Annotated in this window: 14 protein-coding genes; 6 read left to right on the top strand and 8 right to left on the bottom strand. The window is 68.8% G+C overall.

All coding sequences use genetic code 11. The annotated features are described in order from the left end of the window. Positions 1–104: 104 nt before the first annotated feature. Together WAL33_RS17145 and mdoH are read right to left on the bottom strand one after the other, a co-directional pair. Entirely contained in the window at positions 105–1,007 is a 903-nt protein-coding gene (locus tag WAL33_RS17145; RefSeq protein ID WP_422182734.1) for a cobalamin biosynthesis protein CbiG, read from the bottom strand. 169 nt (positions 1,008–1,176) lie between these two features. Beyond that, positions 1,177–3,183: a glucans biosynthesis glucosyltransferase MdoH gene (gene mdoH, locus WAL33_RS17150; RefSeq protein WP_422182735.1), complete on the bottom strand. Its 2,007-nt coding sequence runs from the start codon at positions 3,181–3,183 to the stop codon at positions 1,177–1,179. Between the two features lie 451 nt (positions 3,184–3,634). Here mdoH and WAL33_RS17155 point away from each other — a divergent pair, with 451 nt between their 5' ends. From WAL33_RS17155 to WAL33_RS17165, 3 genes are all read left to right on the top strand, one after another. Continuing rightward, positions 3,635–3,835: a copper-binding protein gene (locus tag WAL33_RS17155; protein ID WP_422182736.1), complete on the top strand. Its 201-nt coding sequence runs from the start codon at positions 3,635–3,637 to the stop codon at positions 3,833–3,835. A gap of 64 nt (positions 3,836–3,899) precedes the next feature. Beyond that, a complete protein-coding gene (locus WAL33_RS17160) occupies positions 3,900–4,208 on the top strand; it encodes a hypothetical protein (protein ID WP_422182737.1) in 309 nt (102 codons plus the stop codon). 231 nt (positions 4,209–4,439) lie between these two features. Further along, a complete protein-coding gene (locus WAL33_RS17165) occupies positions 4,440–4,865 on the top strand; it encodes an RcnB family protein (RefSeq protein ID WP_422182738.1) in 426 nt (141 codons plus the stop codon). 65 nt (positions 4,866–4,930) lie between these two features. On the opposite strand, the gene WAL33_RS17170 is transcribed toward WAL33_RS17165, so the two are convergent. The 4 genes from WAL33_RS17170 to WAL33_RS17185 all read right to left on the bottom strand — a co-directional run bounded on the left by WAL33_RS17170 (position 4,931) and on the right by WAL33_RS17185 (position 8,389). Beyond that, complete coding sequence (locus WAL33_RS17170; RefSeq protein ID WP_422182739.1) at positions 4,931–5,230, bottom strand: EF-hand domain-containing protein; 300 nt, start codon at positions 5,228–5,230, stop codon at positions 4,931–4,933. A gap of 108 nt (positions 5,231–5,338) precedes the next feature. After that, entirely contained in the window at positions 5,339–6,277 is a 939-nt protein-coding gene (locus WAL33_RS17175; RefSeq protein WP_422182740.1) for a prephenate/arogenate dehydrogenase family protein, read from the bottom strand. Then, positions 6,274–7,395 carry a histidinol-phosphate transaminase gene (gene hisC / locus WAL33_RS17180; RefSeq protein WP_422182741.1) on the bottom strand — a complete coding sequence of 374 codons (1,122 nt, stop codon included), beginning with the start codon at positions 7,393–7,395 and terminating at the stop codon, positions 6,274–6,276. Before hisC ends, WAL33_RS17175 begins: the two co-directional genes overlap by 4 nt. A gap of 193 nt (positions 7,396–7,588) precedes the next feature. Beyond that, the gene (locus WAL33_RS17185) at positions 7,589–8,389 is read right to left on the bottom strand and encodes a chorismate mutase (RefSeq protein ID WP_422182742.1); all 801 of its coding nucleotides are present in this window, start codon (positions 8,387–8,389) and stop codon (positions 7,589–7,591) included. A gap of 241 nt (positions 8,390–8,630) precedes the next feature. Here WAL33_RS17185 and WAL33_RS17190 point away from each other — a divergent pair, with 241 nt between their 5' ends. Beyond that, entirely contained in the window at positions 8,631–8,918 is a 288-nt protein-coding gene (locus WAL33_RS17190; RefSeq protein ID WP_422182743.1) for a type II toxin-antitoxin system RelE/ParE family toxin, read from the top strand. A gap of 51 nt (positions 8,919–8,969) precedes the next feature. Continuing rightward, positions 8,970–9,293: a HigA family addiction module antitoxin gene (locus WAL33_RS17195; RefSeq protein WP_422182744.1), complete on the top strand. Its 324-nt coding sequence runs from the start codon at positions 8,970–8,972 to the stop codon at positions 9,291–9,293. 10 nt (positions 9,294–9,303) lie between these two features. On the opposite strand, the gene WAL33_RS17200 is transcribed toward WAL33_RS17195, so the two are convergent. Beyond that, on the bottom strand, positions 9,304–10,314 hold the full coding sequence (locus tag WAL33_RS17200) for a DUF2125 domain-containing protein (RefSeq protein ID WP_422182745.1): 1,011 nt from the start codon (positions 10,312–10,314) through the stop codon (positions 9,304–9,306). 29 nt (positions 10,315–10,343) lie between these two features. Between WAL33_RS17200 and WAL33_RS17205 the strand changes: the two genes are divergently transcribed. Further along, positions 10,344–10,910 carry a gamma-glutamylcyclotransferase gene (locus WAL33_RS17205; RefSeq protein ID WP_422182746.1) on the top strand — a complete coding sequence of 189 codons (567 nt, stop codon included), beginning with the start codon at positions 10,344–10,346 and terminating at the stop codon, positions 10,908–10,910. Positions 10,911–10,928: 18 nt separating this feature from the next. On the opposite strand, the gene WAL33_RS17210 is transcribed toward WAL33_RS17205, so the two are convergent. Beyond that, positions 10,929–11,865, bottom strand: a 937-nt coding sequence (locus WAL33_RS17210; RefSeq protein WP_422182747.1) for an aspartyl beta-hydroxylase, incomplete at its 5' end; no start/stop codon positions are given.

Raw genomic sequence — 11,865 nt, forward strand, 5'->3', positions numbered from 1 at the left:
CCTCCGGCCCTCCGGGCCACCTCCCCCAAAGGGGGAGGATCTGATCGCGCTGGATGCTCCCCCTCAGGGGGAGCTGTCGCGGAGCGACTGAGGGGGTTTTCACCCTAGATAGAAGCCCCGAGGATCCAGCCCTCTTGCGTCTCAGCATCGGCCACAACGTCCGCCGGCGCGGTCTTGCTGGGCCCGAACAGGGCGGCCAGCTTGCCGGCCTCGTCCAGCTTGGCGAAGTGCTCGGCCAGGGCGCGCACCTGGGCGGCGTCCTTGACCTCGCCGGGGGCGGGGACGGCCTTGACCAGCGAGGGATAGACCTCGGCGATCACCACCTGCACGCCCTCGAGGTCGGCCTCGGTCAGGGCCTTGAAGCCGGTCTCGAAGGGCCAGACCCTGGCGGCGTCGCCGCGAGCGTCCCTCAGGCGGCGCGCGGCCGGAATGCCGACGATCGCCTGGCCGCCGACCGAGCCGTTGTAATAGAGCTTCCAGATCGAGGCCGCGCCCTTCGCCGCCAGGTCCGCATGCCGGAACTCAGGCAGGTCGTCAGGCCCGTGCTCGCGGGTTTTCTTCGGCTGCAGGGTCGTCAGCGTGTCCTTGGGCGGCACGCCCCAGAACGGGAACGGCCCGCCGGTCAGCCGGCGGTTCAGCTCCGAGCCGACGCCGAAGCGGTTGTTGGTGTTGTCGGCCTTGTCCTTGACCATCTTGGCCAACTGGTCCCAGACCGCGCGCCAGGGTTGGTCGCCCTTCAGCGCCAGGGCTTGGGAAAAGCCGCGCGGGAAGCCCAGCGGGAAGTCGAAACCGACCAGGGCCCGCTCGCCCCGCTTCTTCAGGTCGTCCAGGATCGCCGTCAGCTTGGCTTCGGCCTCCTGGCGGGTGGGCGGGTTGAAGCTTTCGAAGGTCAGCCGGAACCGCACGTCGCGCTTCATCACGCCGATCCACACGGAGTCCGCCCCCGTCGTCGGCTTGGCCGCCGCGCTCCAGTCGACGATCACATAGGCGCTGAAGAGGCGCGACACGGCGGACGCTCCGTTTGGCTTGAATGAAGCGCGCTTCTACTCCGGCCAGGAGCAGGGGACCAGACGCTATGGGCTTCTAAACGCCTGAGCGCAGGCGTGTGGCGGCAGAAAGTGGCCGCCGGCTTCGGCGTCCGCCACACTCGGAGTGTCTGAAGCTAGAGCCTAGGCTCTAGGCCGCGTTCCGTTCCGCGGTCTCTTCGGCGACCAGGGTCGGCGCTGGCTGATGGCTGAACCAGCACGCGGGGGGCTCGCAGGTCGGACCCAGGGCCGCGCGGACGATGGCCGGCGGACGGCGCTCCTCCGGGGTCATGAACAGGCCGTTCGCCTTGACGCCCAGGCCGGCGATCTTGTGGGCGCCCAGCATGGTCAGCGGCACGGCCAGGATCAGACCGGCCAGGATCGGCAGGGTGGCGGTCAGCAGATCGGGCGTGAACCAGAAGGCCACGGCCAGGGCCAGGCCGGTGATGCTGATCCAGCCCATGGCCGCGAAGGCCTCCTTGCCGGTGACCTTGTCGGCGTCGCGTCGCTGGGTGGCCCAGCCGCCCACGCGGCCGGCCAGAATCTCGATCAGGGCGCGGGTCTGGGTGAACATCAGCATCGGGGCGACCAGGGCCGAGAGCAGCATCTCGACGCCCAGGCCGGCCAGGATCCGGCGGCGGCCGCCGAAGCCCTTGATCTCGTTAGGACGCGAGAAGACCAGGATCGAACCCAGGATCTTGGGGCCGAACAGCAGCACGAAGGTGATGATCATCGCCCAGGCCGTGGCCTGGATTTCGCGCCAGTCGATCAGGGCGTGCGCCGCGGCCTGCAGGTCGGCCATGGTGAAGGCGGCCTTCTTCAGCTCGGGCATCAGCAGGCGCGAAATGACCCCGGCCGACAGGGCCACGAACCAGAGCGGCGAGAGCACGTAGCTGAGCACGCCGATCACCAGGTGCAGGCGGCTCATCCAGTGCAGGCCGGGCAGGCCGACCAGCGGGATGTGCTGCACATTGCCTCGGCACCAGCGGCGATCGCGGGTGGCGAAGTCCAGCAGGTTGGAGGGGCTCTCTTCATACGAACCGCCCAGATATGGGGCCAGATGCACGCCCCAGCCGCCGCGGCGCAGCAGGGCGCTTTCCAGGGCGTCGTGGCTCATCACCTCGCCGCCGAACGGCTTGGGGCCGTCCAGGCTGGGCAGGCCGCAGGTCTCGGCGAACGCGCGGGTGCGCACGATGGCGTTGTGGCCCCAGAAGCTGCTTTCCGAACCCGACCACCAGGCCAGGCCCGTCCACGCAACCCTACCGTAGAGACGCGTGGCGAACTGCAGGGTGCGGGCGAAGATCGTCTGGCCGTTGATGATCATCGGCATGGTCTGGATCAGGCCCACGCGCGGATGGCGCTCCATGGCGTCGGCCAGGCGGACCATGGCCTCGCCGGTCATAAGGCTGTCGGCGTCCAGCACCAGCATGTGCTCGTAGTCGCCGCCCCAACGGGCCACCCAGTCGGCGATGTTGCCGGCCTTGCGGCCCGTGTTCTGGGTGCGCTTGCGATAGAAGACGTGGCTGTTGGCCTCGCGGCGGAAGCGGGCGAAGCAGGCCTGTTCGGCCAGGGCCACGCCGGCGTCGCGGGTGTCGCTGAGGATGAAGATGTCGAAGGCGCGGCTGTTGCCGGTCTCGGCCAGCGAGGCGTCCATGGCGCGCAGGCGGGCGAACACCTCGGCGGCGTCCTCGTTGTGCACCGGCATCAGGATGGCCGTGCGGGCCTTGGGCTTGGGCATGGGCGAGGACGCGCTGTCGTCGATGCCGAGCGGATCCTTGGGCTTGCCCAGCAGGACGACGAAACCGACCACGGCGGTGCAGAACCACAGGGCCAAGGCCAGGAACAGCGGGGCCAGCAGGGTCAGGCAGACGGCTTCCAGGCGCGTCACGCCGCCCAGGGCGATGGTGGCGTAGGTGGCCTTCCAGCCTGCGAAGGCCATGATCGCGGTGGCGATGAACACGCCCCAACGGCGCAGGGCCAGGTTCTCCTTCGCCGTGGCGACCGGCTTGGCCTCGCCTTGCCAGAAGGCGAGCGGCTGGACCGGCATGGCCAGGGGCGCGTCGACGGGGATCTCGACCCGATCGCTCGTCGAGACTGCCGTGTCGTAGGCGACGCTCCGCGAGGAGGTCAGATCGAAGAAGGCGCCGCGTTCGCTCATCAGGTCCATCGTCTCGGGCGGCTCGGGTCGTCCGAGGCCGGGCCTCTCCGCAGAGCTTTCGAGAGGCGCAAGAGTCGCGGGGCGCGCCAGGGTCGCTAGGGAAGGATATCCGCTAGGATCGGCGCGCTCTGCTGGGCGGTCTGGCGTTTCTCGACAACCGGCGTGGAGAGGCACCGGCTCCCTTAGAGTAAAACCTCGATCACAAATTCGCTACCACATTCGTGATCGATTTCGCACCTGCGGCAAAAAACCCTGTATGTGTGACGGGTTCGGATCAAGCTCTTGAATCAACAATTTCGATAAGACCATGAAAATAAACGTATTATCGGTGATTATCCTGGTTGTGGCGCTCGCTGCCTGCGGTCCGGGCAAGCCGGCGAAGACGGCCTCCCAGGCCCCTGCGGCGACGTCCGCGGCGCTTGCGACGGGTCCAGAGTACGATTCGACGGGCGTGATCGCGGTCCTCGACGGCCAACAGGTAACGCTCGATCACGAGGGCGCGAGCGCGGCCAAGCTGGCTCCCGGCCGCACCGCGTTCCAGGCCTATGGCGACATCCTGGCCGAGGCGCCGATCACCCCCGGCGCGCGCGTGGCGTTCAAGTTCCGCAAGGTGGGCGAGGCCTGGGAGCTGACCGAGCTGAGGGCACGCTAACCGTCGCCATGGAACGTGATGTCGGGCGCGGCCGTTTATGAGGCCTAACCCAAGGACATACCAAATGGCTGACAATATAGCGCCGCAAGACGGCTCGCGCCCCGGCGTGCTGGGCGACTTCTCCCAGGCTCAAGACCTTGGCCAGCCCGGCCATCCCGAGGACCGCGTCTCCGAGACCGACGTCAAGGAGGCCTTCCAGACCGAGAACACCCCGTCCAGCCGCAAGGTCGAGCCGCTGGCGGAAGGCGAAAAGCCCGACCAGTTGGCCGAGCACCTGGAAATCGCCGAAGACCGCCAGGAAGCGCTGATCGACGAGAGCCTGGAAGAGAGCTTCCCGGCGTCGGACCCGCCCAGCGCCAAGCACATCACCTGAGATCCGGATGATCCGGCCGGTCGCTGGATTTCCACCCTGAAACTTAGAGGCGGGGCCGCAAGCAAGCGGCCCCGCTTTCGTCGCAGCATCACCGATTGCGGTCGCGCGGTGTCGATCCGATGAACCTTGGCCACGACTGACGTTCAGTCCCGGCTCAGTCGGCGACGCGCATAACCATTACGGCTGGACGAGGTCGCCAATGCGGCGACCCGCCGGTACGGAGACAAAGCCATGAAGAAGTTCCTGACCGCTGCGGTCGCGTTGTCCATCGTGGCTTCGGCCGGCGTCGCCGCCGCTCAGCCCGGCCCGCAGCGTCCCGACCAGCATCACCAGCAAGGTCGCAACGACCAGGGCCGTCACGACAACGATCGCCATGACCAGCGCGGCGACAACAACAACTACGAGCGCCACGCCAGCAAGCGCTACAAGGCCCCGGGGCGCTATCAGCCGCCGCGCGGCTACCAGGCCCGCCAATGGCATCGCGGCGACAAGCTGCCGGCCAACTATCGCGGGCGGGCCTATCAGGTCGACTATCGCCACTATGGTCTGAACGCCCCGCCGCGCGGCTACCAGTACGTCCGCGTCAACAACGACGTGGTCCTGACGTCTGTCGCCAGCGGCGTCATCAGCTCGGTGATCTTCCAGCTGTTCCAATAGGTCCAACGTGAAACGCCGCCCGGTCTCTCGACCGGGCGGCGTCCCGTATGCGAAAGCGCGGCGCCCTAGTGGTCGGCAGGCGGCGTCGACGGCGCGTCGCCCTGTTGCTGACGTCGGGCCTTCATCTTCGACATGGCGGTCGTCAGCTCTTCGAGGGTGACCTTGCCGTCGCTGTCGGCGTCGACCCGGGCGAAGCGTTCTTCCTTGCGGCCCGCGGCGACCCACTCGGCCTTGTCGACGACGCCGTCGGCGTTCTTGTCCCAGGTCTTATGGATCTTTCCAGGCGACGGCATCTGAGCCAGGGCCGAGCCGGCCGAGAGGGCGGCGAGCGTGGTCAGGGCGAGGGCGGCGATCTTGCTGCGCATATGGTGTCCTTCGAGGTGCGTCCCTTGGGCGACCATCTGCGCGGCATGTTGCGGCGATATTTCGGCGCGCGGCGACATTGGCGCGTCCGGCGCCCACGGGGGCGCCCCCTAGTGCTTCCCGCGGTCGCGGCCGAAGTTCGGTTCGGCGCTCTCCTGCCCCGCCGCCACGATCCCCCGCCGGATGGCCCGGGTGCGCGTGAAGTGGGCGTGCAGGGTGTCGGCGTCGCCCCAGCGGATGGCGCGGCTCATGGCCTGCAGGTCCTCGGTGAAGCGGCCCAGCATCTCCAGCACCGCGTCCTTGTTGGCCACGAAGATGTCGCGCCACATGGTCGGGTCGCTGGCGGCGATGCGGGTGAAGTCGCGGAAACCCGAGGCCGAGAACTTGATCACCTCGCTCTCGGTGACGTTCTCCAGGTCCGCGGCGCTGCCCACGATCGTATAGGCGATCAGGTGCGGCAGGTGGCTGACGACGGCCAGCACCAGGTCGTGATGCTTGTCGTCCATCAGCTCGACCTGGGCCCCGAAGGTCCGCCAGAACGCCGACAGCTTGGCGACGGCGGCGGCGTAGGCCTCGTCGTCCTTCTCTTCCGGGGTCAGGATGGTCCAGCGGTTCTCGAACAGCTCGGCGAAGCCGGCGTCGGGGCCCGACTGCTCGGTGCCGGCGATCGGGTGGCCGGGGATGACGAACACCTTGGACAGGTCCAGCGCCTTGAACGCCTCGACCACATTGGCCTTGGTCGAGCCGACGTCGGTCAGGGTGGCGCCGGCCTTCATGTGCGGAGCCAGGGCGGCCGCCACTTCCGGCGTCGACAGCACCGGCGTGGCGATCACCACCAGGTCGGCGTCCTTCACCGCTTCGGCGATGTCGCCGGTCACGTGCTCGGCCAGGCCCAGTTCGCTCACGCGGGCGCGGTGGGCCTCGCTGGCGTCGGCCACGGTGACCTGGCCGACCACGCCGTGTTCGCGAGCCGCGCGGATGATCGAGCCGCCGATCAGGCCGCAGCCGATCACGGTCATCTTCGGATAGAGGATCCCAGGGTGGCTCATCGGGCCAAAAACTCGCGCAGGAGCTCGACCACGGCGCGGTTGTGCTCTTCCAGGCCCACGGTCACGCGGATGGCGTTGGGCAGATTGTAGTTGGCCACCGCGCGGACCAGATAGCCCTTTGACGCCAGGAACGCCTCGGCCTCCAGAGCGGTCTTGCCTGGGGTCGGGGGGAAGTTGACCAGCACGAAATTGGCTGCCGACGGCGTGACCTCCAGGCCCAGGCCGCCGATCTGCTGGGTCAGCCAGGCGCGCCACTGCTCGACCAGGGCGATCGAGCGCTGCTGGAACTCGGTGTCGGCCAGGGCGGCGATGGCCGCGTCCTGGGCCGGGATCGAGGTGTTGAACGGCGGGCGGATGCGCTCCAGCGGGTCGATGATCCCCGCCGGCCCATAGCCCCAGCCCACGCGCAGGGCGGCCAGGCCGTGCAGCTTGGAGAAGGTGCGGGTGACGATGACGTTCTCGGCCGTGCGGGCCAGGTCCAGCCCGTCCTCGAAGCGCGGGTCGGTGCAGAACTCGGCATAGGCGCCGTCCAGCACCAGCACCACCGACGGGGGCAGGGCGGCGTGCAGGGCGCGGATCTCTTCGCCCGTCAGCCAGGTGCCGGTCGGATTGGCGGGGTTGGCGATGAACACCAGGCGGGTGCGCTCGTCGACGCACTTGACGATCTCGTCGACATCGACGCGCTGGCCCGGCTCCTTGGCGAAGCGGACCTCGCCCTGGCAGGCGCGGGCGCCGATGGCGTAGGCGGCGAAGCCGTGCTCGCCCTGGATGATGTTGTCGCCGGGCTCCAGATAGACCTGGTTCAGCAGGGCGAAAATCTCGTCGGAGCCGTCGCCCAGGGTGATGCGCTCGACCTCCAAGTGATAGCGAGCGGCGATGGCGGCGCGCAGGGCCGAGCCCTTGCCGTCGGGATAGATGTGCATCCGATCGACCGCGTCGCGATAGGCGGCCTTGGCCTTGTCGCTGCTGCCCAGGACATTCTCGTTGCTCGACAGCTTCACCGGATGGGCGACGCCCTCGATCTTCGACTTGCCGCCCACATAGGCGGCGATGTCGAGGATGCCCGGTTTGGGCGTGGGGCGCGGCGCGGCGAAGCGGTCGGTGGTCGGAGCGGTCATCGAGCAAACTCGGGGAACGAAGAGGCGGTCTTCTTACACGTCGTCGGACCGCGACGTCTAACTTTTGGCCCGAAATCCTCGTCCTTCGACAAGCTCAGGATGAGGATTTCCATTGAAGCGGCCTGTCAGTAGCCCTCATCCTGAGCTTGTCGAAGGACGAGGGGGCGCTGCGGGCGAAGCCGTGGCGCGACGGCTAAACGTCGAACGGGGTGGGCGCAGCCCCAATGACGCCCGTAAGCGAACCGGGCGCGCGGGCCAGGCGCTCGTCGCCGGCCTGATAGAAGCCCAGCAGCGAAAACAGCTTCAGCCCGCCGGCCTCGGCGACCAGCTCGGCCGCAACGCCATCGGTGGACAGGGCCTCGATAATGGCGGCCGCGCTCTTGGAGCTGTCGGTGACCCAGAAGGTCTGGTCGCCGCCGGTCGGCTCGACCTCGACCTCGGCCACGGCGAAGGCGACCTGAGGACCCCAGCTTTCCAGGCAGGGCAGGGCGGCGAAGATCTTCAGCTTCGGCTCGGCCAGCAGGCGGCCCCACCAGGCGCTGTCCGGGGCCAGGGCCAGGACGCCAACGCCCCACGGGGTCTTGGCGGCGGCCAGGGCGTCCTTGTCGGTGGCGGCCACGGTCATGGGCGGGGCCACGCCGAACCGCAGGCGAGCCAACTCGACGGCGCGGGCGGGGTTGGGGCCGCCCCAGACGGTCAGGTGATAGGGGCCCTGGCGCGTCAGGCTGTCGGACATCAGCTCGCGCCAGATCCGGATAACCAGGGCGTCGCTGGCGGCGGTGCGGGGGGCGGCCAGCAGCTTGCGGACGATCAGGGCCTCGCGACCGGGGCGCAGGCCAAAGCCGGTGTCGCCGGCCGCCTGCTTGGCCGCCGCCACGGCGCGGGCCAGGCCCGCCCGCTCGTCCAGCAGGGCCAGGAGCTCACCATCGATGGCGTCGATACGCCATCGGACCTCGTCCAGCGAAGGCGTCGCGCCGCCTGCGTCGCTACCCATGATTTGTCCCCGAAATTGGAGGCCGGACCATAGACTTTGCCGCCGGAGGCGCAATAGGGCAGGTCGTCGGCAAGAACTTTCCCTATTTGGACGATCTCGCAGCACGCCGAGACGCCAGACGGGCCGCCTCTTGCCCTGATCGCGGCCAGCTTGATATCGTGATGTGTCGTGTTGCGACACGTTTCGATTGCAATCCGTGTCGCAACGCGATACGTTTTGACGTCGAGGATGGGCGACGCGAATGGCGATCCAGAGCTTCAGGGACGAGCGGGCGAAGGCGATCTTTGACGGGATCAATCCCGGGAAGGGTTTTCCTTCCGATCTGCTGCGTCCGGCGAAGCGAAAGCTGGAGATGCTGCAAGCGGCGACCTTGCTGGACGATCTGCGCGTTCCTCCGGGCAACCGGCTGGAGGCGCTTTCGGGCGATCGGGCAGGACAGCATTCGATCCGCGTGAACGATCAGTTTCGACTGGTTTTCAGGTGGACGGATGCCGGACCAGCCGACGTGGAGTTTATAGACTACCACTGATGCTCTTGCCGGAGCGTTGGTGCGGATAGAAGCCGAGGGAAGGAGGAGCGAATGCAAGCCCGCATCGCTAGCTCCGCAGATCCGCTCGCCCCGGTCCATCCGGGCGAGATTCTGCTGGAGGAATTCATCAGGCCGTTCGGCCTTTCGCCGGGAAAGACGGCGACGCGTCTGCACATCGCGCGGCCGCGTATCGAGAAGCTGGTGCGCGGCCAGACGCCGGTGACGGTCGATACGGCCCTGCGCCTGGAAAAGCTGTTCGGGGCCACCGCACAGTTCTGGCTCAATCTCCAGACCCGCTACGATCTGGAGACGGCCAAGCGAGCTCTCGCCGACGACATCGCGTCGATCGAGCCGATCGAAGCTGCGGCGGCGTAAACCAGACGGGCTAGTACACCCGCGGCGCGGGCCCCGTGTCGAACGGACCCAGGCGCGTGCGGCCTTTCTCGAACTTCAGGCTGGCCGACAGGGTCGGGTCGCGGCCCAACGCCTGGGCGATGGCCGCGGCGGCGGCTTCCGGGCTCTTCAGCGCCTGGCCGGGCGTGGGGACCTCGCGGACCGTGACGTCGAGCGCGCCTTGCAGGCGGCCGTCGTCATCCACCATCAACGCTCCGGACTTGGCTTCCAGCAGCGCCTCGCCGGCGTTCAGCCTGCCCTGCTGCACGGTCAGCGCGCCCCCGGCGTCCGACCAGTCGGCGACCGCGTCGGCCCAGCTGGTTCCGTGCAGGGCGCTGACCTTGCTGATCTTGGAATCCCAGATCAGGTCGGCGGTCCGGTCCGCGGCGATGCGGCCCATCAGGCCGGTGAAGCGAGCCTTGGCGCCCTTGGCCTCGAAGAAGATCGCGCCCTGGTCGTCGGGGCCGGGGCGGACGTGCAACTGCAGGCCCGCCGTCGACAGCAGCGGGAAGGGCGCGGCGTCGGCGGCCGGGGTGAAGACGAGGTTGGCCCCCTCGACCGAGATCCGCGGCGGGTACTGGTCGAAACCCGCGAAACTGGCGCGCAGCGCTTGGCCGGTGATGGCCACGTCGCCGTTGATCGGGCGGGTCATGATCACGCCTTGGGGTGCGACGACCACCCAGTGGCCGATGGTGTAGGCGTTGGCCTCGCCGTTCAGTTCGGGCGCCCGCAGGGCCCAGCCGGACGGCTCGGCGACGCGGGCGTTGATCAGGGTCACGTCCAGCCGGAACGGGTAGCCGCTGAAGGTCCGGGTCTCCCACGACAGGTCGTAGCCTCGCGACTTCAGCGACAGGGCGGCGGCGTCCATCCGCTGTTCGGCCTGGTTGCGAAGCCACAGCCAGCCGATGCTCCATCCGATGGCGACGATGGCCAGGATGATGAAAGGCGCCAGCAGACCGCGACGCCGGGGCTTGCGAGACTGGGCGGCGGCGTTATGGGTCATGGAATGAGCGGCTCCGGTCGGGAACAGTGATGAGCGTTGTGAGCAGCGAAGACCGCTGGGTGTTCGGATATGGATCGCTGATGTGGCGGCCCGGGTTCCCGTTCATAGAGCGAAGAACGGCGCTGCTCCATGGGCGACGCCGGGCCTTCTGCATCTATTCGGTGCATCACCGGGGCACCTATGAGCGGCCCGGGCTGGTGCTGGGCCTGGCGCCGGGCGGCGCGGTGCGCGGCGTCGCCTATCGCGTGGCCGGGGCGGAGTGGGCCGAGGTCTACGCTTACCTGCGCGAACGCGAGCAGCCGACCGAGACCTATTTCGAGGCCTGGTCGGACCTGAAGATCGACGGCGCCCCTAGTGAGAACGGGGGCAAGGTGAGGTCCCTCGTCTTCCTCTCCGACATGAAGCACGGCCAATGGGCGGGCGCGCTGACCCTGGACCAGCAGGCCGAACTGATCGCCGGGGCGACGGGGCTGTCGGGCCGCAATATCGACTATCTGCGCGACCTGGTGATGCACCTGCGCGAGGACGGGGTGCGCGACCACGCCATGGAGTCGCTGCTGAAGATGGTCGAGGCGCGGGAAGCCGAGGCGGCTTAGGGCCGTTCCCTCCGACGGTCAGCTCTCCGCCGTCCGCAACGACTCCAACCGCCGATACGCTTCGCCCACCCGGCGTTCGCAGATCGCCCGCAGGTCGTCGCCGGCCTCCCGCCGTTTGGCCGCGCCGTCGGGGACGAAGTCCCGGTCGGGGGCCTTGGCGTCGCGAACCCCGGCCGCGCGCATCGTCGCGGCTTCGCCGTCCGAGGGCGTGAAGCCGAAATGCGGCAGGACCTTCGTCAGCAGCGCCTCGGGCAGCTCCCGATAGTTCACCAGCCGCCCGCCGCCCGCCGGGTAGTGGCTTGCGGCCGCTTCGCACAGCGCGGCCAGCACCTGGGCGCAGTAGTCGGCGTCCGGCGCCGTGGGCGTGTCGAGGCCCAGCCGCGCCGACGGAACCAGCCCGGGGACCATCTGCACGCCCCGCCGGCGCAGGTGAGAGACCAGCACCTCGACCGGGTCGCGATAGACGAAAATCCAGGGGGTGTCCGGAAAGGCGCGGCGGAACAGCGGCAGGTCGCGCACGTGCCAGCAGTCCAGCTTGAGGAACAGGCGTGTTTCGCCGGCGCGGGCCTGGCCCAGGGCCGCGACCATGGCCCGCAGCCTCTCGACCTTGGCCGCGTCATCGACCTCCAGCCGCAGCACCGCGTCGAGGGGCGGCGCCTCCGAGATCACGACATTGGCCGGCGAGGCGGCCAGCATCTGGGCCGCCAGGGTCGAGCCGCAGCGCGACATGTGGAAGATCAGGCCGTCCGGCGCGCGGGGCGGTCGATCGTCCGGGGCGGGCAGGGGCGTGCGCAGCCGGGCCAGGCGGTTGAGGGGACGATAGCCGGCCAGCATCACATCGTCGGCGTAGAAGGGCTCGGTCAGCCGCCGCCGGCCGAACCATCGCCAGGTCAGGGCGGGGCGGCCGTCCAGGGACGAGACCTCGGCGGGCAGCCAGCCCGGCGGGGCGGACGCG

It is taken from the genome of Caulobacter sp. (assembly GCF_049283275.1).
In the GTDB taxonomy this organism is placed as follows: Bacteria; Pseudomonadota; Alphaproteobacteria; order Caulobacterales; family Caulobacteraceae; genus Caulobacter.

What these genes read in the sequence shown, in the direction of transcription:
- WAL33_RS17200 (WP_422182745.1), bottom strand. Translation starts at nt 10,314, where the DNA reads ATGACCCATAACGCCGCCGCCCAGTCTCGCAAGCCCCGGCGTCGCGGT.
- WAL33_RS17195 (WP_422182744.1), top strand. Translation starts at nt 8,970, where the DNA reads ATGCAAGCCCGCATCGCTAGCTCCGCAGATCCGCTCGCCCCGGTCCAT.
- mdoH (WP_422182735.1), bottom strand. Translation starts at nt 3,183, where the DNA reads ATGAGCGAACGCGGCGCCTTCTTCGATCTGACCTCCTCGCGGAGCGTC.
- hisC (WP_422182741.1), bottom strand. Translation starts at nt 7,395, where the DNA reads ATGACCGCTCCGACCACCGACCGCTTCGCCGCGCCGCGCCCCACGCCC.
- WAL33_RS17185 (WP_422182742.1), bottom strand. Translation starts at nt 8,389, where the DNA reads ATGGGTAGCGACGCAGGCGGCGCGACGCCTTCGCTGGACGAGGTCCGA.
- WAL33_RS17175 (WP_422182740.1), bottom strand. Translation starts at nt 6,277, where the DNA reads ATGAGCCACCCTGGGATCCTCTATCCGAAGATGACCGTGATCGGCTGC.
- WAL33_RS17170 (WP_422182739.1), bottom strand. Translation starts at nt 5,230, where the DNA reads ATGCGCAGCAAGATCGCCGCCCTCGCCCTGACCACGCTCGCCGCCCTC.
- WAL33_RS17190 (WP_422182743.1), top strand. Translation starts at nt 8,631, where the DNA reads ATGGCGATCCAGAGCTTCAGGGACGAGCGGGCGAAGGCGATCTTTGAC.
- WAL33_RS17205 (WP_422182746.1), top strand. Translation starts at nt 10,344, where the DNA reads ATGAGCGTTGTGAGCAGCGAAGACCGCTGGGTGTTCGGATATGGATCG.
- WAL33_RS17165 (WP_422182738.1), top strand. Translation starts at nt 4,440, where the DNA reads ATGAAGAAGTTCCTGACCGCTGCGGTCGCGTTGTCCATCGTGGCTTCG.
- WAL33_RS17160 (WP_422182737.1), top strand. Translation starts at nt 3,900, where the DNA reads ATGGCTGACAATATAGCGCCGCAAGACGGCTCGCGCCCCGGCGTGCTG.